Raw genomic sequence first — 21,339 nt, 5'->3', positions numbered from 1 at the left:
AGGGTGAGACGTACGAAGGTTGCGATCTTTGATATTGATAAAACGATTATACGTAGTGACTCTATGTTCCAATTTGTATATTACGGGATGCGACGTTATCCGTGGCAGGTATGGAGACTGCCTGTCATTGCTCTTCACACGATATTATTCAAAGCGGGCTTTATGACGGTTGAACGTGTTAAACGTTCCTATTTTCAAGAAATCAGGCGTATGTCTGAAAAGGATCTGGAACATTTTTTTGATACACACCTGCGCACATCTATATATACCGAGGCCAGTGTAGAAATGCAACATCGGAAGGAAGCCGGATATCATGTGCTACTGGTGACAGCTTCCCCGCATGCGTATATGAAGTACTTTAAAAACTTCCCTTGGGTCGATCATGTCATCGGAACCGAACTTGTCCGGCATGAGAATGGATATACCTGCATTATTGAAGGTGCCAATTGTAAAGGGGAAGAAAAGGTACGCCGGATTCAGGCTTATTTGGCTGAAAAAAAGTTGGAAATTGATTATGAGCAATCCTGCTCCTATTCGGATTCGTTATCCGACCTTCCCGTCATGCAACTTGTAAGCCAGCGGTATTTTATTAACAAACGTGTTCCGGAGATGGAGGCATTAACGTGGGGGAAATAAGTTCGGCACGTCATACCGGCAAATGGTTGATGCTGGCCTCTGCGTTTCTGACAGCAACCGGGCAGTTGTTCTGGAAATGGGGATTGACGGAGTGGATCTACATGGGCGTCGGTTTTCTATGTTACGGATTGGGTGCAATTTTAATGATTAAAGCATTTGCTCGAGAGAAGCTATCGGTAGCATATCCGCTAATGTGTGCCAGTTATGTATTTGCTTTGATCTATGGGTACTTCTTGCTTGGTGAAGAAATTACGGTACAAAAGCTTGCAGCAGTTGTGCTCCTGGGAATCGGGGTGACGTTAACCAGTGTGGATCGATAGCTGGATGATTGCTGTATTGGTTGTGATGACGTTATGCGGAGCGATGGGCGGAGCGGGATTGAAATATTATGCTACCAGTCGCAAGCGACTTCATGTGCTTACTGGTCTTGGTTTTTATGGAACAGGTGCATTGCTGAATATCGTCTTGCTGAAATTTCTGCCGCTAACCGTTGTTCTGCCTGCCAACGCATTAACCTATGTGTGGACGCTTATCATTGCGAAATGGGCATTTAAAGAGACTGTGGGGCCGATGCGCTGGATGGGTGTGGTATGTATTATGGGTGGATTATGCCTGCTCGTATTATAAGGTTTAAAATTAATATCAACTATTGGATGTGAACGCATGAAATTTTTAGACTACATATTTTATGATCGTAGAGTAACCCGTATTTCTTTTGTTTTGTTTGCGGGTTTTGCCCTTTTTTATGGTTTGATGAATGGATCTTATATTATGTATATCAGTCAACACGCAGAGATGCTGGGAAAATATACACCGTTTAATACGGCCTTGTTCCCCCTAAATCTGTTTAATTTTGATCCTTCGATGTATTACGGGGACAACAGTTCTTCCGTGATTCATCCTTTAATCTCTTATCTGGCGGTGACATTGGCGGCTATTTCCAAACTGCTGGGAGGCAACTGGTTCTTTTTGATTGTACAATCGCTTGTGAATGCAGGATCGGTTGTACTGGCCTTTGTTTTCCTAAGTCAAAATGAAGAGAGACCTTCCCACACACCGCTGTTGTTCGCTTTATTGTTTGGTTTCAGTTCCTATCTCATGTTCACCGCCTTTATTCCGGACTCGTATCCGTATGTGCAATTTGTGATTCTTCTGTCCGTTGTTTACTTGCAGTACACACGTGCACAGAGTGACATTCGTTATGTCCCGAATGCGCTGCTTGCCACAATTAACTTCGGATTAACTTCGACCAATATTATACCGTTTGCCGGGGCTGTCTTCTTTAATATGCAGGCATGGCGTAACAAGTCGGGATGGAAAAAATATATTGGCATCATGGCGCTGGCCGTGCTGATGATCGTGGTGTTAACTGCTATTCAGTATGTTGCCTTTGGCGGACGAAGTTGGGTCAGTAACTGGCTGTTAGGGATTCAAAATGGAGGTACCAGTTATGCAACACCTTTCCAGTGGGCTGCACATTTTAAAGCGTTAGTATTACTGACGATTAATCCGATGTTATCTCCCAAAGTGCATTTGCTTGATCCGGGTATGGTCGCATTTGTTACCGATCTTTCCCGCTCTAATCCACTTTATGTTCAGATTACTGGAGGATTTTTATTGCTTCTTGCACTGGCAGGCTTCATTCGTGGTATTCGGGAGCGAAGTGTGTGGACGTTGATACCGTACATTTTATTTGCTTTCCTGCTTCATATCGTTGTAGGATTCGGGCTGGCTGTATATCAATATGATATGTACCTGTATGCAGGACATTATTTATTTGCTTTTTATCTGCTCGGTGGTATGTTTATCAGCGGTCTGCGTTCCGGATTTGGAAAAAAAGTACTGATTGGACTGCTCCTCGCATCGCTGCTCGTTACGGTCGGAAACAATATCTATCGCCATTTCGAAACGTTAACGACGATTAAACAATCTTATGAACAGCTGGAGCAGCAGCGTTCAGTGCAACAATAATGATTCAGAAAAGATTACAATCATATCAGGATGTATAAGTCCCGTTTCGTAGAAAAAGCTTCTTGAACATGACGTTCAGGAAGCTTTTTTTGGCTAGGTATAGATAACGTTATACATTGAACGGACGAATCAAGCGATGATCTTCGTCTTTTTCGCATTTTCGGCAGAACGTTTCGTCAAGCTGCTCAATGGGCGTTTCAATAAGAGAGCAAGAATCAGACTAAGCACAATGAACAGACATAACCACAGAATGTCCTTTATGGCTGTTGACCATAAGATGCCACCGACAGACTCACGTAGCAGACTGATCGCATAAGTGAACGGCATGAATGGATTTAACGCCTGAAAAAAGGGCGAGGTCATGCTGATCGGGAACGTACCACCCGAACTGGAGAATTGAAACACCATAAAGATGATCGCAATGCCTTTGCCAATATTGCCGAATACAGATAAAAGGGTATATGTGATCGTGACGAACACTGCACTGACCAGCATGGCGAATAAAATGAACCACCATTTATCTGCTACATAAGTCCCCAGAATCAATATGTCTCCTGCTGTAACACATATCGCCTGCAATAAACCAACGGTTAAGAAGGTAGCTAAACGACCGAGATACAGTTCATAACCTCGGTATGTACTCTCCGGGTTTTCTGCTTCCGCACGCAGCAGCGAAATTAACAAAGTTGAGCCTACCCATAGCGATAATACCGCATAGAACGGAGACATGGCTGAACCGTAATTCGGAATGGGGTACAGGTGCTGTTCTTTAATCTGTACTGGACTCGCGAGAAATGCACTTTCCTCTTCAATGTCCCCTCGCAGCAGTTTGGCCAGCTCGGCAAACTGATTATTGCCTTCGACTTCTCTTAATTTCTCGGCAGCCTTGCGGATTGCACTCTCCAGCTCTGGCAAGTCCTCACGAACAAGAGTAGCTACGCGATGTACTCCTTGTTGCACATCGGGCAGTTGTTGCTGTACAAAGCTTGACGCTTTTCCAATTTGCTTCTCTGCCTGAGGCAGATCATTACGAACAAATTCCGCAGCTGCATTTAATTGATCCTCCAGCTTAGGTAGATCATGCTGAATAAGAGAGGACACCGCACTCAAAGCACGAATAAAGGATTCACTCTTGCTACCAAGGGTTTGTGAAATCTCATGTACCTTGGTCTGAATGTCAGGTAGATCACCCTGAATTTTTACCAGCTCTGCTTGACCCAATTGAATACCCTCTTTAGCTGTAGCAAGAATTGCTGCAATGTCGGGAAGACGTTCCTTTGCTGCTTGCAGCGTATTTGCTGACGCTGACAGAACAGACTTGAGCTGTTCCGTTGCATCCGTAAGTGCAGGAACAATCTGGCTGTCAAAGATGCTTAGGAAGCGATCGACCCCTGTGCTAATGTTTCGATTCAGTTCATTTAATCGTTCAACAATATCTGCTGGAGGAATCGTGTTTTCCCGCAAGGCCGTACTGATGATTCCGGCCAGTTTTATCTGTTCCTGAAGCTGTTCAGATATTGTTTGCAATTGCTGTACCCTTGCACCCAGTGGATGAGAAGGTAGTAGAGCATCAATTCTGCCGAACAGGCCCGACATACTGTCCACGATTTTTACTGCAGTGCCTAGACGAGAAGTAAGACGGTCGATGTCATCAGCGCTCGGTAACCTACTCCAATCGGTTCCTTTCAATTGTTCGAACAAATTGCTAGCTGCGTTTGTTATTTGCTGCACAAACAACAAATTCTGCCGAATCGTTGGTGTAATATACCGGAATGCTTCCTGACTGGTACCTGCAAATTGATTCAATCCATTAGCAAACTGCACAGCGTTATCCGAAATTTCTGACACTTTATCGAGATCCTGTTCAGTAGCAGAAACGATAGCAAGAGCACGATTCGTCTTATCCAGGCCCGTTTGAATTACTCCAGAAACTTGTCCAAAGTTGGCATCAACCTCTTGAATACGGGCAACGGTTTGCTCTATTTCCGGTATTCGATCTTGCAGGGCAACCACCTGAGAAGCAGCGGCTTTGATCTGAGGCCAATACTGCTGTATTTTCAGCACATACCCAGCAGCCTCATTGATTTCGGGCAGTCGTTTCTCCAGTTGCACAATTTTTTGTGCCTGCTTCACAATCTCTGGCATGGTTTGGTCAACTTCGAGCACCTTCTGGCCTGCTGTCTGGATTTCAGGTAGATTTTTCTCCAGCATAAAGATGCCACTTTCCATTTTACGCAGTGTTGGCAATTGCGTATTGATCTCTACGCCAGCTTCCTTCAGCTTGGTAAGCACAGCTTCACTGACGGCTTCAGTGAAATTCTCATTAATCTGTGTTGTAATGGCGGATACGCCAGAGCCGGTTATTTTAGGGGCAATGGCGTTGACCTTTTCATTAACTGTGTATATGACTTCAGGGCGATCCAGTTTTCCATCCACAATGCCCGTGATCCGTGATGAAAAATCAGCAGGAATGAGCAAACTGGCATAATACTCGCCGGTTTGAACACCGCGGCTAGCCTCGGTCTGATCGACAAAGGTCCATCCGAGCTTTTTATTCTGACTTAAACTCTTCATTAACTCATCGCCAATATTAATGGTGGTGCCCGTAACTGTGGCTCCCTTGTCTTCACTAGTTACGGCGATTTTAATGCCTTGTGTATTGCTGTACGGATCCCAAACGGATTTGACATTCACCCAATCGTACACTCCTGGTAGTAATATGATGGCAATGATCAGAAATATACCTGTAGGTACTTTGAAAATATGTAGCCAGTCTGTTTTGTAAATTTGCCATATGTGACGCATGATGTCCTCCTTCAAAATAATGAAGGGAGCTATAACCGTGGATGGAAAAGGTCAGCTTCCTTACGTTGTTTACTCCCTAAGCTATATGTATATCGGAAAAAAGGCCGATTTAATAAATGAGCGTGTGTATAAACTTCCCCAATTGAAAGGAGAATGATTCATAGTCTTCATAGATTGAGGAGAAGTATTTGGAATTAGGGGACAGGTGGTGTTATTTGGATTAGAAACAGGTTGTAATTGTCTATGGATAAATATGCAGGTTTGTTGTATAATTATAAATGACGAATGACATGTGATGTGACATGGATGTTTTGTCGCCCAAATGCTGATTCTAATAAGAGGAAGCAGAGGATTTGCACCTGCGATGGTGAGGTGTTGACAGAGGGTTGTCTTTCTGTCATAATTCATGAAGACAAACGGGCATATTGAGTCAGAACTCTGTGAGGTTCCTCATATGCACGACATGAATAGCACCTTTAAATCAGTCCCGTGAGACTGGCAAGGTAACGTGAACGATTCATCATTTATTTGCTGCGGCAGACATAATGATGCATCCCGAGAGTAAACTTTCTTCAGCGACGTCTGAAGTTCGGAGACTCCTTGCCAATAAACACGGCAAGGAGTCTTTTTTGTTCTCCTCGTCACGGGGCCATGGTTTCGAAGGAAAATCCTGAGGAGGCTGAACGCATGAGCACAGAGACACATGTCATTATGGATGAAACGGCGATCCGCCGCGCATTGACAAGGATTGCCCACGAAATATTGGAGAAGAACAAAGGAATCGACGATTGTGTGCTGGTCGGAATTCGTACACGAGGAGTGTACTTGGCTGAACGAATCGCCGCGAAGATTGAAGAGATTGAAGGCGCCAAAGTTCCCTGGGGAGAACTGGATGTAACTCCTTATCGTGATGATCGTCTGGATGACAATCAGATGAATCGCAAGGAACTGTTGATTATGACACCTGAATCACTTTCCATTCATAACAAAAAAGTGATTTTGTTCGATGATGTACTGTATACCGGGCGCACGATACGGGCCGCGATGGATGCGCTGATGGACTGCGGAAGACCACAGAACATACAGCTCGCTGTTCTCGCAGATCGTGGACACCGGGAACTTCCGATCCGACCTGATTTTATCGGCAAGAACGTGCCGACTTCCAAATCAGAGGAGATCGAGGTTGCACTCATGGAAACGGACGGACAGGATGAAGTCAAAATCACACAGAACCGAGGGGAGCAGGCATGATGATTACACAGTCAGCGTTGAGAGACCGGAGCTTGCTTGGATTGAAAGACCTTAGCCGCGATGAGATCGAGTCGATTCTGAATCGCGCAGCTCATTGGGAAGGACAGAAGGAAAAGTTGGTTCCGATTCTGGAATCACACTTTGTAGCCAACATGTTCTTCGAGAACAGCACGCGTACCCGGTTCTCATTTGAAATGGCAGAGAAACGTCTGGGAGCTCAGGTCTTGAACTTCACAGCAGCCGCATCAAGTGTAGAAAAGGGCGAATCGATCTACGATACGGTTCGAACACTTGAATCTATGGGGATCGATGCAGGAGTTATTCGCTTGAAACCGGCGGGTGTCTTGCAGCAACTGGCTCAAAAAGTGAGTGTGCCACTTGTCAATGCGGGGGATGGCAATAATGAGCATCCGACGCAGGCGCTTCTTGATCTCTATACGATGCGGAAGGCCTTTGGTGAGCTGAAAGGCCTGCGTGTTTCGATCATCGGAGATATTTTACACAGTCGGGTAGCACGCTCCAACTTGTGGGCACTGCAAAAGTTTGGAGCAGATGTACGCTTCTGCGCACCGCCAACGATGCAGGCGCCAGAGCTTGCACAGTATGCACCTTATGTAGGTCTTGAAGAAGCGCTGGACGCTGATGTAGTCATGATGCTCCGGGTTCAACTGGAACGTCATCAACATGGCCTGATCACTTCAGCTGAGGATTATCGCGAACACTACGGATTGACGGAAGAACGGGCGTCACGCCTGAAGCCAAATACGATTATTATGCACCCTGCTCCTGTAAATCGGAACGTTGAAGTGGACGATGCGGTTGTAGAGAGTGAAGCATCACGCATTTTTCCACAGATGGCTAACGGAGTTCCGATCCGCATGGCGGTTATGGAACGTGCGATGAAGCTGTAACAAGGCCTAGCATAGAGTCATAGGCTGGCGAGACGATGTTCTTACAGACCAATATAGAGAGTAGACGATAAACAGATCATCTAGCGGATATAACCTGCTGGACAGAACCGAAGCGGAGGGCAATTATGGTACAGGTGATAAAAAACGCAAACGTCTTGAATCAACAAGGGGAACTTGAACGGAAAACCATTCTTATAGAAGAAGGTAAAATCAAAACGATCGCTGGCCCGGAGGATGAAATTGTACGGAACGCCGAGAAGTCAGCAGAGCAGGTAACGGATGCATCAGGCAAGCTGGTCATCCCTGGGTTAATCGATATGCACGTGCATCTAAGAGAGCCTGGATTCGAACATAAAGAGACGATCGAAACAGGAGCTCGCTCCGCTGCGCAGGGTGGTTTTACAACGATCGCCTGCATGCCTAACACAAGACCGGTGACGGATACGCCCGAGGTTGTGGAACTGGTGTTGAATAAAGCGAAGGAAGCAGATCTGGTTAAGGTGCTACCCTATGCAGCGATCACCAAAAACGAATTGGGCCGCGAACTGACCGACTTTGTTGCATTAAAGGCAGCAGGCGCAATCGGCTTCACGGACGACGGTGTAGGTGTGCAGAACGCGCAGATGATGAAGGATGCTATGAGCCTCGCAGCCAGTATGGATATGCCCGTAATTGCACACTGTGAGGATGATTCTCTGGTTGTTGGCGGATATGTCACCGAAGGTGAATTCTCCAAACGCCATGGTATCAAAGGTATCCCGAACGAGTCCGAAGCCATTCACGTAGGACGTGACATTCTGCTCGCAGAAGCAACAGGGGTACACTACCATGTGTGCCACGTCAGCACAGAACAATCAGTTCGCCTGATTCGCTTGGCGAAATCGCTTGGCATCAAAGTTACCGCTGAAGTTTGTCCGCACCACCTGGTGTTGTCAGATGAAGACATTCCGGGCATGGATGCGAATTGGAAAATGAACCCGCCGCTGCGCTCACCGCGCGATGTGCAAGCTTGTATCGAAGGATTGCAGGACGGAACGCTCGACATGATCGTAACCGACCATGCACCGCATAGTGAAGAAGAGAAAGCAAAGGGCATGGAGCTTGCACCATTCGGTATCGTTGGATTCGAAACGGCCTTCCCGTTGCTCTACACGAAGTTTGTTGAAACAGGATTATGGACTTTAGACTTCCTGGTAAAACGCATGACGGCTGATCCGGCTCGCGTATTCAGACTGGATACCGGCAAGCTGGAAGCAGGAGCGCCTGCCGACCTCACGATGATCGATCTGAATCAGGAGAAGGCGGTTGACCCGGCAACGTTCGCAACAAAAGGTAGAAACACACCGTTCACAGGCTGGAAGCTGAAAGGCTGGCCGGTACAAACATGGGTGGATGGCAAAAGTGTATGGAATAACACGTTAGAGCAATAAAACGGCACTATGCTGACGTAATACATTGTTACAAAGATACAATGGTACTAATAATAAATTTTAATGAAACACCAGCTTATGGTTTACTTTCTTATTTAGAACAAACTCAAGGCAAGTCATGCCGAGAGCCCAACATACAAAACAAACACAGTTAAATGTACTTTTTTGAACTTTGAGCACCACCTTAGCTGCGAAGTGGACAGAAAGGACCCGAAGAAGCGAAGCGCTCGCCTTTATCACCGGATTACCCCATTTGAAAAATGGAACCAAAGTAATCCGGGGATAACAGCGATCGCAGGTTTTTTTGTCCACGAAGCCTCACGCTAAAGTAACTCCACGTTCAACCCAAGTCCATTTAACTTTGATAAACACAGAGGGAGTGAAATGGGATGCAGGGACAGGCAAGATTATTGTTGGAAGACGGCACGCTGTTCACCGGAAAATCATTTGGAGCGGAAGGTGAAACAACAGGAGAGGTCGTTTTTAATACGGGAATTACAGGCTATCAAGAGGTACTTTCAGATCCTTCATACTGTGGTCAGATCGTAACAATGACGTATCCATTGATCGGTAACTACGGAATTACCCGGGATGACTTTGAGTCAATTCGTCCGTACGTACATGGTTTCGTAGTACGACGCCATGAGCCGACGCCAAGCAACTGGCGTGCAGAGTATAGCGTGGATAATCTGCTGAAAGAATACGGCATCGTAGGCATCAGCGAGATTGACACACGGATGTTGACTCGCCGGATTCGTCACCACGGTACAATGAAGGGAATTCTCACAACAGGATCGAAACCTGTCGAAGAACTGCTGGAGATGATGGGGGACACGACGATCGAACAATTGCGTAACCAGGTACCTATGACATCTACAGAGCATGTGTACAACAGTCCGGGAACGGCAGAACGGATTGTACTGGTCGACTACGGCGCAAAAACAGGAATTTTGCGTGAACTCAGCAAACGCAACTGTGACGTTGTTGTTGTACCGCATGACGTAACGGCTGACGAGATTCGCCGCCTGAACCCGGATGGCATTCAGTTGTCCAACGGCCCTGGGGACCCGAAAGACGTACCGCATGCCGTGAAGATGATTAGCGAGTTGCTCGGTGAATATCCGATCTTCGGCATCTGCCTAGGTCACCAGTTGTTCGCCCTGGCAGCAGGCGCAGACACGGAAAAACTCAAGTTTGGACACCGCGGAGGCAATCATCCGGTCAAAGAACTGGAGAGCGGACGTTGCTTCATCACATCCCAGAACCATGGTTACACGGTAAACGAAGAGTCTGTGAAAAGCACGGAACTCGAAGTTACACATATCAACAATAATGACAAGACCATCGAAGGTCTGAAACATAAAACATATCCTGCCTTCTCCGTACAGTATCACCCGGAAGCAGCGCCAGGGCCTTATGATAACAGCTACCTGTTTGACCGTTTCATCGAAATGATTCGCGAGCATAAGATCACTAACCCGCAAAAGCCGCGTCAAGCCGTATTGGCAGCCGCAGTGAAAGGAGCGCAATAACATGCCGATTAACAAAGATCTCAAAAAAATCCTGGTGATTGGTTCCGGTCCAATCGTCATCGGTCAAGCGGCCGAGTTCGACTATGCCGGTACGCAAGCTTGTCAGGCACTGAAAGAAGAAGGCGTGGAAGTTGTACTCATTAACAGCAACCCTGCGACAATCATGACGGACACGAATATGGCTGACAAAGTCTATATTGAGCCGATTACGCTTGATTTTGTAACCCAAATCATTCGTCAGGAACGTCCAGACGGCTTGCTGCCAACACTGGGCGGCCAGACAGGTCTGAACATGGCGGTAGAACTCGCACGTGCGGGAGTACTGGAGCGCGAAAACGTAAAATTACTTGGAACACAACTAACTTCTATCGAAAAAGCGGAAGACCGCGATCTGTTCCGTGATCTGATGCGTGAGCTGGAACAGCCTGTACCCGAAAGTGTTATCGTTACAACACTGGAAGAATCTCTGCAATTCGCTGGTGAGATCGGTTATCCAATCATTGTGCGTCCGGCCTATACGCTGGGCGGAACAGGTGGCGGAATCTGTGCAAACGAAGAAGAGTTGCGTGAAACCGTCGCTGCCGGAATTCGTTATAGCCCGATTGGTCAATGTCTGGTGGAGAAGAGCATCGCCGGCATGAAAGAAGTCGAGTACGAGGTTATGCGTGACAAGAACGATAACTGTATCGTGGTCTGCAACATGGAAAACTTTGACCCGGTAGGCGTTCATACAGGTGACAGTATCGTTGTGGCACCGAGCCAAACACTGTCTGACCGTGAATACCAAATGCTGCGTTCCGCTTCCCTGAAAATTATCCGTGCCCTGAACATTGAGGGAGGATGTAACGTACAGTTCGCACTTGATCCACACAGCTTCCAATATTATGTCATCGAGGTTAACCCTCGTGTAAGCCGTTCATCGGCACTAGCTTCCAAAGCAACAGGTTATCCGATTGCAAAAATGGCTGCCAAAATCGCGATGGGTTACACACTGGATGAGATTGTTAACCCGGTTACAGGCCAAACATATGCTTGCTTTGAGCCAACACTTGATTATATCGTAAGTAAAATTCCACGCTGGCCGTTCGACAAGTTCACATCGGCTAATCGGAAGCTGGGTACACAGATGAAAGCAACAGGCGAAGTGATGGCGATTGGACGTACGTTTGAAGAGTCCATTCACAAAGCGGTTCGTTCTCTGGAGATCGGCGTACACCGTCTGTACCTGAAAGGTGCAGAAACACTGGATGAAACGACACTGAACGAACGTCTGATGAAAGCTGACGATGAGCGTATGTTCCTGATCGCGGAAGCTTTCCGCAGAGGTTATACGCTGCAACAACTGCAGGATCTGACCAAGATCGACTGGTGGTTCCTGGATAAAATTGAAGGGCTCATTAAGTTCGAAGATCGCGTTCGCGCTGAATCCGAATTGACTTCCGAAACGCTTTATCAAGCGAAACGCCTCGGTTTTACGGACCGTGCTATCGCTGAGCTGCGTGCCGAAGGTCAACCTGGAGGTACATTGACGACCGAAGCAGAAGTCAGAGCACGTCGTGAAGAGGAGAACCTTCGTCCAGTTTATAAAATGGTAGATACCTGTGCGGCCGAGTTCGAAGCAACAACGCCATACTACTACTCGACATATGAAACAGAGAATGAAGTCATTCCTTCAGACAAGAAAAAAGTCGTGGTGCTGGGTTCCGGCCCGATCCGGATCGGTCAAGGTATCGAGTTCGATTACTCCACAGTACATGCGGTATGGGCTCTACAGAAAGCTGGATACGAGGCGGTTATTATCAATAACAACCCGGAGACTGTATCCACAGACTTCAACACATCTGACCGCTTGTACTTCGAACCGCTGTTCTTCGAGGATGTCATGAATGTCATTGAACAAGAGCAACCGGTAGGCGTTATCGTGCAGTTCGGTGGTCAAACAGCGATCAACCTGGCAGCACCGCTGCGTAATGCAGGAGTAACGATCCTTGGAACAGATTTGGAAAGCATTGATGAAGCAGAGGATCGCAAAAAGTTCGAACGACTGCTCTCCCGTTTGGAGATTGCACAGCCAAAAGGTAAAACGGTCACTTCCGTAGATGATGCTGTGGAAACAGCTCAATCCCTTGGATACCCTGTACTCGTTCGTCCTTCGTATGTCCTGGGCGGTCGAGCAATGGAGATTGTATACTCCGATGCGGAACTCTTGACTTACATGGAGCAAGCGGTGAAAATCAATCCGGAGCATCCGGTTCTGATCGACCGTTATATGCTGGGTAAAGAGGTTGAAGTGGATGCTATCTGTGACGGTGAAACGGTACTGGTTCCGGGCATCATGGAGCATATCGAACGCGCAGGGGTTCACTCTGGTGACTCGATCGCGGTATACCCTCCGCAGCATCTGTCAGCAGATCTGAAAGAGAAAATTGTAGAGATTACGATCAAAATCGCCAAGGAACTGAAAACGATCGGACTGGTGAACATCCAGTTTGTTATCCACGACGGTCAGGTTTATGTCATCGAGGTTAACCCGCGTTCTTCCCGGACGGTGCCTTTCCTGAGTAAAGTAACCAACATTCCAATGGCGAACCTGGCAACACAAGCCATCCTGGGCGTGAAACTGAAAGACCTTGGTTATGTGGATGGTCTGTGGCCAGAAACGGATCACGTATCGGTAAAAGTGCCAGTGTTCTCCTTCGCGAAGCTGCGCCGTGTTGAACCAACTCTCGGACCTGAGATGAAATCAACAGGCGAGGTTATGGGACGTGACCCGAACTATGCGAAAGCCCTGTTCAAAGGTCTGATCGGAGCGGGAATGAAAATTCCGGCTACGGGAGCCATTGTGGTGACTGTCGCAGACAAAGACAAGGACGAAGCAGTACCTTTGCTCGAGGGTTTCTACAGACTGGGATACAAAATTATGGCAACTGGCGGAACGGCAGCTGCGCTTCAAGCGGCGAACATTCCGGTAACCGTTGTGAATAAATTGAGCGAAGGCTCACCTAACATTCTGGATATGATCCGCAGTGGCGAAGCGAATTTTGTGTTCAACACCCTCACTAAGGGTAAAACGCCACAGCGTGATGGATTCCGTATCCGCCGTGAAGCGGTTGAGAATGGTGTGGTATGTATGACTTCCCTGGATACGATTCGGGCGCTGCTAATCATGCTGCAAACGATCAACTTCTCCTCGGAGGCTATGCCAGCCTTTGTATAATAAATAGTCACTTGATGAAGGACATCAGTCAGCCTGCGGGCTGGCGGGATGTCCTTTATATCGGGCAAAAATGGAAAAAATGAGCATGCGGAAGGGGCGCTGGGATATGAATCACCCGAATTTCAATGATATGGCTGGACGTCTGATGGTTGCACTCGATTATCCGGGGGCAGATGAGGCACAGAAACTGGTACAAGCTCTTGAGGGGATTCCCTGTTATCTCAAGGTCGGCATGCAGCTTTTCTATGCAGCGGGTCCGGACTTCATTCGGGAGTTGAAAGCGAGAGGTTACTCCGTGTTTCTTGACGTAAAAATGCATGATATTCCGAACACTGTGCGTGGCGGAGCCGAAAGCATCACACGGCTTGGAGTGGATATGTTTAATGTACATGCGGCGGGCGGGACCAGCATGATGCGTGCAGCACGTGAAGGCGCGGAAGCGGCACTTGCTGCTGATCCTTCGCTAACAAGACCTGAAATTATCGCTGTGACACAATTGACCAGCACGAGTATAGAGACGATGAATAACGAGATCGGTATCCCTGGAAGTGTGGAGCAGGCGGTCGTTCGTTATGCCGGACTGGCGCAGGAAGCCGGACTGGATGGTGTGGTGGCTTCTCCACTCGAAGTGCCAGCGATTCGGGCAGCATGTGGCAGTGATTTTCGCACGGTAACCCCAGGCATTCGTCCAGCAGGCAGTGGCCTAGGTGACCAGACACGTGTCCTGACACCAGGTGAGGCCATTAGCAGAGGCAGTCATTACATCGTTGTGGGCAGACCCATTACCGGTGCACCAAACCCGCGTGAAGCGGCAGAGACCATTTTGAAGGAGATGTTGAACGTATGATCGAACTTAGCCAAATTCCAAACCATATTGCTTCCCAGTTGCTAAAAATTAAAGCGGTGGCACTGCGTCCGCAGCAGCCATTCACATGGACATCCGGCATCAAATCACCAATCTATTGTGATAATCGGCTGACGATGTCTTATCCTGAGATCCGTAACGATATTGCAGAGGCATTTGCCGCGATCATTCGTGACCAGTATCCGGATGCAGAAGTGATCGCAGGTACAGCAACGGCAGGCATTCCGCATGCTGCCTGGGTAGCTCAGAAGCTGAATCTGCCGATGGCTTATATTCGAGATAAGGCGAAAGGCCACGGCAAAGAAAATCTGATTGAAGGTTTAATCAGCGAAGGACAGAAAGTAGTCGTGATCGAAGATTTGATTTCAACCGGCGGTAGTTCGATTAAAGCGGCAGAAGCTGTACGTGCAGCAGGCGCAACACCACTCGCAGTTCTGGCTATTTTCAGCTATCAGCTGGATAAAGGTGTGAAGGCATTCGAAGAGGCAGGCATATCCCTGCAAACTCTATCGAATTACACAGCGCTGATGGATGTGGCTTTGGCTCAGGGAACGATTCAGGAGAGTGACTTTGCCCTGTTGCAATCGTGGCGTGAAGATCCTTCTTCATTTGGTAAATAATATCATTCGGTGGACGACAGACCGCTGCTTAGCAAACGGTATCAAAATTGTAATGATTGCCGTAATGACGGCAAAACAATCGAATAATCAAGAGGCATCCCGTATGTTGGGGTGCTTTTTTGTTATGTTCATCAAAATATTAACTTTTTCACGCTGACGTTGTAAAAAGCTTGTAACTTTTAGTGGAGAACAGTCGTTTATAATTCAGTGTAGCATGGAACAGATTTCTAGTTTTAGGGAGCATGAAGGAAATGTGTGGCATAACAAGAGAGGATGAGCGTGATTGCTGGCATGAAAAAGTTATTTTCAAAGAAAAGACCTGCCAAGAGCCAATCGGGCGATGAACATGAGCAGGACCAACTTGGGCTGGAGGAAAGGGCTGCATCAGGAGAATCTTCATACATAACACGGCCTGAGTATCCAGATCCCGAAGCCGTCATGTCTGATGAGTCATCTGTCTTGGAAGAGACTGCAGTTGCTATAGCTCCAGAGCAAACACCTCAGAAGGCCAAAGCGAAGCCAAAGAAGGAATTGTTACCTCCATATGATGGACCTGTATTGGAGGTGCGTAACGTTCACCGCAGCTTTCAGACAGGCAGTCGTATCATTCATGTGCTCAAAGGTATTGATATGGAAGTAAAGCCGCAGCAGCTTGTTATGCTGAAAGGGCGATCAGGCTCAGGTAAAACAACACTGCTGAACATGCTTGGCGGACTTGATCAACCTTCCAGCGGAGAGATTTTATTCTCCGGACAGCCGCTTCAGGATTGGGGAGATCAGAGGCGGACAGCTTTGCGGCGTAAGGAAATTGGTTTTATTTTTCAAGCGTATGCACTTATGCCTTTATTATCTGCCTGGGAAAATGTAGAGCTTTCGCTCCGCATGGCGGATGTACCGCGATCGGAATGGAAGGAAAGAGTGGGTCATTGTCTGGATTTAGTTGGACTGACCAAACGCGTGAAGCACCGGCCTTTTGAAATGTCCGGAGGGGAGCAGCAGCGTGTGGCTATTGCTAAAGCGATTGCACATAGGCCTCGCCTGCTGCTTGCGGATGAACCAACGGCGGAGCTGGATTCTAAAATGGGTGCACAGGTTATGGCTGTGTTCCGCAATATTATTGAAGTAGAACAAGTAACGATATGTATGACTACACACGATCCTACAATTTTGGAGGTTGCGGACCATGTTTATGAAATGGCGGACGGCAGATTTCTCACGTAAAGGTGCCGTTTCGAAGAGGGGGAAACGCACAGCTCTTATTGTACTTGGTGCAATACTTGCTGCAACGATGTCAGGCTGTTCATTGCTGCCATCCGAATCGGAGGAAGAAGTGCTTCCACCAATAACACCGCCAACGATCTCCAAAAAACCGGAATATGAAGTCCGTACGGAGACGCTCGAGAAGAAGGTGAGCGGTAGCGGCAAGATGATGAGTCAGCGTGAAGAAAAGGCATATTTTACGCTGGATGGCATGCACATCAAAGAGTTGAATGTAAAAACGGGGGATAAAGTGAAGAAAGGACAGGTTCTCGCTGTCCTCGACGTAGCAAGTGTGGAGAAGGAGATCCGCGGCAAGCGGCTTCAGATTCGCAAATCGGAAGTACAGATGAAGGAAACACTTCGTAAGAAGGATGAGATGGACCCGGTGGAGTTTGAAGAAGCGACTATCGCTTTTGAAGAACTTCGTCAGGAGCTTGCTGATCTGGAAGAAAAGCTGGGACAATCCACGTTGACGGCTCCATTTGCAGGTACCATTATTGCGGTCCAAGTCGAGAAGGGGGCAGCTGTCAAAGCGTATGATCCTATTGCGACCATTGCGGATACGTCTAACCTGGTTGTGGCGGCTACATTTGCCAAGGAGGATCTGGAGAAGTTTACGTCTGGCATGAAGGCAGAGGTCGACATCAACGGTGCTGGCAAAGTGGCTGGTAAGATCAAAGCAATGCCTACGGCTAACGCTTCAAGTAACAATAGTGGCAATGGATCAGGTCAGGGCGAAGGCGGATCACCTCCGCAGAAGGAAACGCTGGATCAATATGTTCTTGTTACCTTGGCGAAGATGCCTAAAAATGTAGAACGCGGTACGCCTTTAACGGTTTCGATTGTAACCCAGCGCACCGAGAACGCAATTGTCATTCCTGTATCTGCTCTGCGCTCCATCGGTTCCAGAACCTATGTACAGGTGATCGAGAATGATGGTAGCAAGCGTGAAGTAGACGTTCAGGTTGGACAGCAGACATCAACCGATGTTGAGATTCTGAAAGGTCTGACGGTTGGTCAGAAAGTTGTGGGACGCTAATGGGGCTGCCATTACTTCGGCTTCTGTTCCGCAAAATGTGGAACACGCGCTGGATGACCTTCAGCACATTAATCGGCTTGATTGTGGCGGTAGCGTTCACCGTCAGTATTCCAATGTACGCCGATGGTGCACTGAAACGGGTTGTCGCGCAGACGTTACAGGATAACAGTGAGGGTTTGCCAGCGGGATCACTGTTGATGAGTTACCAGGCACCTGGGGGTGCAAAGACCGATACGAGAGGCTTGGATGAGGTGGATCGCTACATTCGTGAGGATGTTCCCCGCGACATTGGATTTCCATTCCATACGTATGTGAACACGAGATCGATCCGCAGTACAGAGGTTAGTCCGGAGGACCCTACCAAAGTCGATGCCAGCCGTGTGCGAAGCATGACACTCGGTACGATGAGTGGACTAGATGCTCAGGTCAATTACTCGTCTGGTGTCAAACCCGGCAATCAAGTCAAAGGGGACATCATTGAAGCCGTGATGCTCGAAGAAGGAATGTACCGGAATGATCTGCACGTAGGAGATATTTTGGAATATCCGATCTACAGCGGTCTGGATATCACGTTGCGTGTGAAAATTACGGGTTCTTTCAAGGCGGACAATCCGAATAGTCCTTATTGGGTTCAAGGCTTCGATGGCATGATGAATGGATTGTATGTGAATGAATCGGTTTTTAATGACGTATTGCTCAAAGAAAAGGGCGTTCCGCTCCAGAACTCTCGCTGGTACTATGCTTTTGATCTGAAAGAGGTTCAGACAAGCCAGTTGTCTGGCCTAAGCTCTGTACTGGAACGGCTGGATATTGATCTGTATCAGCGGCTGAAAGATACCAAAGTTGATATTACCTTCGGTGATCTGCTCAAGCAGTTCCGTAGTCAGAGTCTGCAATTGCAGACGATGCTATTCACGCTCGCTGCACCGATGATTGCGATGGTCTTTTATTTTATAGCGATGAATGCCAGACAATCGTTGCAAAAACAGGAAAGTGACATTGCAGTGCTGCGCAGTCGCGGAGCCTCAGCTCGTCAGATCTTCTCGCTATATCTGCTTGAAGGAATTTTCCTGGGTGTGATTGCATTGGTCGTTGGACCACTTTTGGGATGGTTCATGGCAAAAAGTATCGGCTCGGCGAGTGGATTTCTCTCATTCGTTGATCGAAAGTCCATACCGATTGGAGTCTCGAAAGAAGCGATTCTGCTTGGTGTAGCAGCCGTACTGGTCGCTATTATTGCATCGCTTATTCCGGCTATTACGTATGCACGGGCAACCATTGTATCCGCTAAAAGACGTCAGGCGCGTACTGATCGTGCGCCGCTCTGGCAACGCTGGTTCCTTGATGTCGGACTGCTGGGCCTGGCTGGTTATGGATACTATCTGTTTTATGAACGCCAGATGCTGACGTTCCAGACAGGAATGACAACGGATCAGTTACAGGTGCAGCCATTTCTGTTCTTTGTACCTGCGTTAGCGATCTTTGCGCTCGGACTGTTTTTCCTGCGTTTGTTCCCATGGATTCTGAAGCTGATCCAGTTGATCGGACGCAAGTTGCTGCCAGTTCCGCTGTATCTGACACTGACACAGTTGTCACGTTCATCATCATCCTACTATCCGCTCATGATTCTATTAGTGCTGACGCTCGGACTTGGGGTGTATAACTCGGCTGCGGCCCGAACCATTGATTTGAATTCAACGGAACGCACGCTATACCGTTATGGCTCAGATGTTATTATGCAAACGGTGTGGGAAGGAACCCCTGAGGTGAAGCCAGGAGGTTCTGGACAAGGTGGCGGATCAGGCGGAGGACAGCAAGGTGGAGGCGGCGGAGGTGCCGGTGGTGGCGCAGGTGGAGGAAATGGCGGTGGAGGAGCTCCTGGCGGTGGAGGTGGCGGCGGTTCATCGCAGCCAACCAAAATCATATATTCTGAGCCGCCATTTGAAGTGTTCCGCCAATTAAACGGCGTGGAGCATGCTGCACGTGTGCTGCAAACGAAAGGCAATATTATTGTCTCGGGTAAATCCGGCGGACAAGGGATGCTCGTCGGCATCGATAATGTGGACTTTGCCCAAGTTGCCTGGTTCCGTAACGATCTATTCCCTGCACATCCTTATAAATATCTTGATTTGCTTGGCAAATATGAAGGGGCTGTTCTGATCTCCTCGAAATTTGCTGATAAGTTCAAGCTCAAAACGGGAGACATGGTCTCTATGGGTATACAGGGTCAAGCGATCGAATTTGTTGTTTTTGGCATTATTCCATATTGGCCTTCACAATACCCGGATCAAATGCCTTTCTTTGTGGCTAATCTGGATTATATCTACGATCAGGTTCCGCTAATGCCCTATGAGGTATGGTTGAAAATGAAACCGGATGCCAAGGTGGCTCCATTAATGGAGAAACTTGCGGCAGAGGGTATCGAGCTATCCTCAGTCCGTGATGTACGAACTGAACTGGTCACTCAGGGGAAACATCCATCCAGAGGCGGAGTATTCGGCATTCTGAGTTTGGGTTTCCTTGTATCGGTCATCATCTCGTTAATCGGTTACGTGCTGTACTGGTTCTTTAACCTTTCGGGTCGTGTGGTACAGTTCGGTGTCCTGCGAGCCATGGGTCTATCCAGAGCACAACTTAGTGGTATGTTATTGCTGGAGCAGGTTTTCACGGCTGGGCTTTCGATTCTGCTGGGGATTAGTATTGGTCAGGTTTCAAGCAGGCTCTTCCTGCCCTTCCTGCAAACGACCGATAATGTGTCTGCACAGGTTCCGCCATTCCGCATCGTTTTTGAACAGCAGGATATGCTGCAGTTGTATGGTGTAACCGTAGTGATGTTAATTATTGGAGCATCGATGTTGCTCTGGCAGATTCGCAGACTTCGGGTTCATCAGGCGGTCAAAATGGGAGAGGAGAGGTAAACGTGATCCAATGCGAAGGACTAGTCAAAATTTTTAAATCCAGCGATGTGGAAGTCGTTGCCCTTCAAGGTCTCAATCTGACCGTCAATCAAGGCGAAATGATGGCGATTATCGGCAACAGCGGCAGCGGAAAATCAACACTGCTCAATATTCTGGGCGGTCTGGATCGCCCTACCGCAGGTACAGCGGTTGTCGGAGATTGGGATTTGCTCAAAATGACGGACGCTCAACTGGTGGAATACAAACGTCACACCGTCGGATTCATCTGGCAAAATAACGGTCGCAATCTGCTTCCTTATCTCACCGCACTGGAAAATGTGGAAACACCGATGATACTGGGTGGCAAACGTGATCGTGCGTACGCCATGCAGCTACTCGAATGGGTCGGTCTGAAGGATCGGATGCATAACAAATTGCATCAACTGTCGGGCGGTGAGCAGCAGCGCGTAGCGATTGCGATCTCCTTATCCAATCGGCCAAAGATTCTATTGGCGGACGAACCAACCGGTTCCGTCGATTCAGAGACATGTGATACGATCATGAACATTTTTCGCAAAATGAATAAGGAACTCGGCGTTACCATTGTCATTGTTACCCATGATTTGACGCTTGCTGGCAAGGTTGATCGGATCGTTGCGATTCGGGACGGTTTGACGAGCACTGAATTTGTGAAGCGCAATCCAAATCTGGACGATGATCAGGGACTGTCTGAAGCAGGTGCTCCTGATATTCATGAAGCTTTCGTCATTATTGATCGTGCTGGACGGCTTCAGGTGCCGAAAGAATATCTGGAAGCCTTATCGATTGATAGCCGCGCTACATTGGAATTTGACGGTGAACGTATTGTTATTACACCGCCAAGATAATTTACGAGGGGGAAATGG

General features: G+C 47.9%; 16 protein-coding genes. 15 read left to right on the top strand and 1 reads right to left on the bottom strand.

The features are described 5' to 3' along the window. Positions 1 to 3: 3 nt before the first annotated feature. Genes AC1VYS_RS19670 through AC1VYS_RS19655 form a run of 4 tightly spaced genes read left to right on the top strand, consistent with a single transcriptional unit; the run spans position 4 to position 2,607 of the window. Positions 4 to 636, top strand: a complete 633-nt coding sequence (locus AC1VYS_RS19670; protein WP_482911103.1) for an HAD family hydrolase — start codon at positions 4 to 6, stop codon at positions 634 to 636. Positions 637 to 665: 29 nt separating this feature from the next. Then, positions 666 to 956: an EamA family transporter gene (locus AC1VYS_RS19665; protein WP_482915065.1), complete on the top strand. Its 291-nt coding sequence runs from the start codon at positions 666 to 668 to the stop codon at positions 954 to 956. Then, positions 943 to 1,263, top strand: a complete 321-nt coding sequence (locus AC1VYS_RS19660) for an EamA family transporter (RefSeq protein WP_482934402.1) — start codon at positions 943 to 945, stop codon at positions 1,261 to 1,263. The genes AC1VYS_RS19665 and AC1VYS_RS19660 overlap by 14 nt, the downstream gene beginning before the upstream one ends. Positions 1,264 to 1,299: 36 nt before the next feature. Continuing rightward, positions 1,300 to 2,607 (top strand): DUF6080 domain-containing protein, encoded by a 1,308-nt coding sequence (locus AC1VYS_RS19655; RefSeq protein WP_482911101.1) that lies wholly within the window; start codon positions 1,300 to 1,302, stop codon positions 2,605 to 2,607. A gap of 129 nt (positions 2,608 to 2,736) precedes the next feature. Here AC1VYS_RS19655 and AC1VYS_RS19650 read toward each other — a convergent pair whose 3' ends face one another. Further along, complete coding sequence (locus AC1VYS_RS19650) at positions 2,737 to 5,412, bottom strand: YhgE/Pip family protein (RefSeq protein WP_482911100.1); 2,676 nt, start codon at positions 5,410 to 5,412, stop codon at positions 2,737 to 2,739. A 687-nt stretch (positions 5,413 to 6,099) separates the two neighbouring features. Between AC1VYS_RS19650 and pyrR the strand changes: the two genes are divergently transcribed. The 11 genes from pyrR (at position 6,100) to AC1VYS_RS19595 (ending at position 21,321) form a co-directional block, all read left to right on the top strand. Next, entirely contained in the window at positions 6,100 to 6,663 is a 564-nt protein-coding gene (gene pyrR / locus AC1VYS_RS19645) for a bifunctional pyr operon transcriptional regulator/uracil phosphoribosyltransferase PyrR (RefSeq protein WP_441928729.1), read from the top strand. Then, on the top strand, positions 6,660 to 7,574 hold the full coding sequence (locus AC1VYS_RS19640; RefSeq protein WP_482911099.1) for an aspartate carbamoyltransferase catalytic subunit: 915 nt from the start codon (positions 6,660 to 6,662) through the stop codon (positions 7,572 to 7,574). Before pyrR ends, AC1VYS_RS19640 begins: the two co-directional genes overlap by 4 nt. Positions 7,575 to 7,699: 125 nt before the next feature. Beyond that, positions 7,700 to 9,004, top strand: a complete 1,305-nt coding sequence (locus AC1VYS_RS19635) for a dihydroorotase (protein WP_482911098.1) — start codon at positions 7,700 to 7,702, stop codon at positions 9,002 to 9,004. A gap of 389 nt (positions 9,005 to 9,393) precedes the next feature. Beyond that, a complete protein-coding gene (carA, locus tag AC1VYS_RS19630; RefSeq protein WP_482911097.1) occupies positions 9,394 to 10,536 on the top strand; it encodes a glutamine-hydrolyzing carbamoyl-phosphate synthase small subunit in 1,143 nt (380 codons plus the stop codon). 1 nt (position 10,537) lies between these two features. Next, positions 10,538 to 13,753, top strand: coding sequence for a carbamoyl-phosphate synthase large subunit (gene carB / locus AC1VYS_RS19625; protein ID WP_482911096.1), 3,216 nt, complete (start codon positions 10,538 to 10,540; stop codon positions 13,751 to 13,753). A 106-nt stretch (positions 13,754 to 13,859) separates the two neighbouring features. After that, entirely contained in the window at positions 13,860 to 14,600 is a 741-nt protein-coding gene (gene pyrF, locus AC1VYS_RS19620; protein ID WP_482915064.1) for an orotidine-5'-phosphate decarboxylase, read from the top strand. Then, positions 14,597 to 15,238 (top strand): orotate phosphoribosyltransferase, encoded by a 642-nt coding sequence (pyrE, locus tag AC1VYS_RS19615; protein ID WP_482911095.1) that lies wholly within the window; start codon positions 14,597 to 14,599, stop codon positions 15,236 to 15,238. Before pyrF ends, pyrE begins: the two co-directional genes overlap by 4 nt. Before the next feature lie 273 nt (positions 15,239 to 15,511). Then, the gene (locus AC1VYS_RS19610) at positions 15,512 to 16,459 is read left to right on the top strand and encodes an ABC transporter ATP-binding protein (protein ID WP_482911094.1); all 948 of its coding nucleotides are present in this window, start codon (positions 15,512 to 15,514) and stop codon (positions 16,457 to 16,459) included. Next, a complete protein-coding gene (locus AC1VYS_RS19605; protein ID WP_482911093.1) occupies positions 16,422 to 17,537 on the top strand; it encodes an efflux RND transporter periplasmic adaptor subunit in 1,116 nt (371 codons plus the stop codon). Before AC1VYS_RS19610 ends, AC1VYS_RS19605 begins: the two co-directional genes overlap by 38 nt. Further along, entirely contained in the window at positions 17,537 to 20,455 is a 2,919-nt protein-coding gene (locus tag AC1VYS_RS19600; RefSeq protein WP_482911092.1) for an ABC transporter permease, read from the top strand. Before AC1VYS_RS19605 ends, AC1VYS_RS19600 begins: the two co-directional genes overlap by 1 nt. A gap of 2 nt (positions 20,456 to 20,457) precedes the next feature. Beyond that, positions 20,458 to 21,321 (top strand): ABC transporter ATP-binding protein, encoded by an 864-nt coding sequence (locus AC1VYS_RS19595; RefSeq protein WP_441928710.1) that lies wholly within the window; start codon positions 20,458 to 20,460, stop codon positions 21,319 to 21,321. Positions 21,322 to 21,339 lie beyond the last annotated feature (18 nt).

The sequence above is a fragment of the Paenibacillus sp. G34 genome (assembly GCF_056856875.1).
Note: the sequence above shows the minus strand (reverse complement) of the source record. Positions and strands in the feature narration are given on the sequence as shown.